The organism is Nitrosopumilus sp. b1 (genome assembly GCF_014078545.1).
Taxonomy (GTDB): Archaea; Thermoproteota; Nitrososphaeria; order Nitrososphaerales; family Nitrosopumilaceae; genus PXYB01.
Genome location: NZ_MU078765.1, coordinates 1 through 1,254, shown reverse-complemented (window position 1 = coordinate 1,254; position 1,254 = coordinate 1). Strand labels below are relative to the sequence as shown.

At 38.1% G+C, this 1,254-nt stretch carries 1 protein-coding gene; it reads right to left on the bottom strand.

Going from position 1 to position 1,254, the window contains the following annotated elements:
* Positions 1-9: 9 nt before the first annotated feature.
* Positions 10-1,197: an argininosuccinate synthase gene (locus C6988_RS10500; RefSeq protein WP_182135352.1), complete on the bottom strand. Its 1,188-nt coding sequence runs from the start codon at positions 1,195-1,197 to the stop codon at positions 10-12.
* Between the last annotated feature and the right edge of the window lie 57 nt (positions 1,198-1,254).

Here is a 1,254-nt window from a genome sequence, read left to right as displayed (position 1 = left end):
TGTTTTTTTTCACCTTTTCTTTTGTAATTTATTAGCTTCTGTTGATTGCATTCCCCACAATTCCACGAATCCTTTAGCTAATTTCTGGTCAAAAGTAGAATCCTCGCCATATGTGGCAACATCATGACTATACAGTGAGTACTTTGATTTCCTGCCTACAACACGCATGCTGCCTTGGTATAGTTTGAGCTTTACAGTTCCTGTGACGTATTTCTGGCTTTGATTGATGAATCCCTCCAAGTCAGCTCGAAGTGGGTCTTCCCAAAGACCAGAGTACACTAGATGGGCCCACTCATCATCAATGATTGATTTGAATTTGTTTTGATGTTTTGTGTGAACCATCTTTTCTAGATCTTGGTGAGCTTCAATTAGACACAGTGCTCCTGGTGTCTCATATACTTCACGAGACTTTATTCCAACTACACGGTCTTCGATATGATCTATGATTCCAACGCCAGCTGCTCCTGCCTTTTTGTTAACATACTCTAATAATTTTACAGGGCCCATTGTTTTGCCATCAACTGCAACTGGAACTCCTTTTTGGAATGTAATTTCAATGTAAGTTGGCTTCTTTGGAAGATTCTTTGTTTTAACCCAAATGAATGCATCATCTTTTGGTTCATTGTATGGGTTTTCCAAATCTCCGCCTTCAATTGCACGACCCCAAAGGTTTTGATCAATTGAATATTTTTTTGCAACACTATCAATTGAGATGCCATGCTTTTTTGCAAACTTTAGCTCAGTTGGCCTATCTAAATTCAAATCCCTAATTGGTGCAATGATTGGCAAGTTAGAGCCAGCTCGCATTGTTACATCAAAGCGTACCTGATCATTTCCTTTACCTGAACAACCATGCGCTAGTGCATCAACCTTTTCTTTTTTTGCCACTTGCAGAAACTTTTGTGCAATAAGTGGTCTTGCTAGTGCTGTTGCCAAACAATATTTTTTCTGGTATAATGCATTTGCTTTAATTGAAGGAAAAACATAATCTGTGACAAACTCTTTTGTTGCATCTATATGGTAGTGTTTTTTTGCACCAAGTTTCTTTGACTTTGCTGCAACTTTTTTGTAGTCATCTCCCTGTCCAACATCAACTGTAACTGTAATGACTTCCATGTCATGGTCTTCTTGTAGATACTTTACTACAACTGATGTGTCTAGTCCACCACTAAATGCTAGAACTGCTTTTTTTGTCATCGCGCACACTGACTAGCTTTGAGATTTATCTTTTGTGATAGCTCAAAAAATAATTCA

Coding starts and splice junctions, on each gene's coding strand:
- C6988_RS10500 (WP_182135352.1), bottom strand. CDS start 1,197: ATGACAAAAAAAGCAGTTCTAGCATTTAGTGGTGGACTAGACACATCA.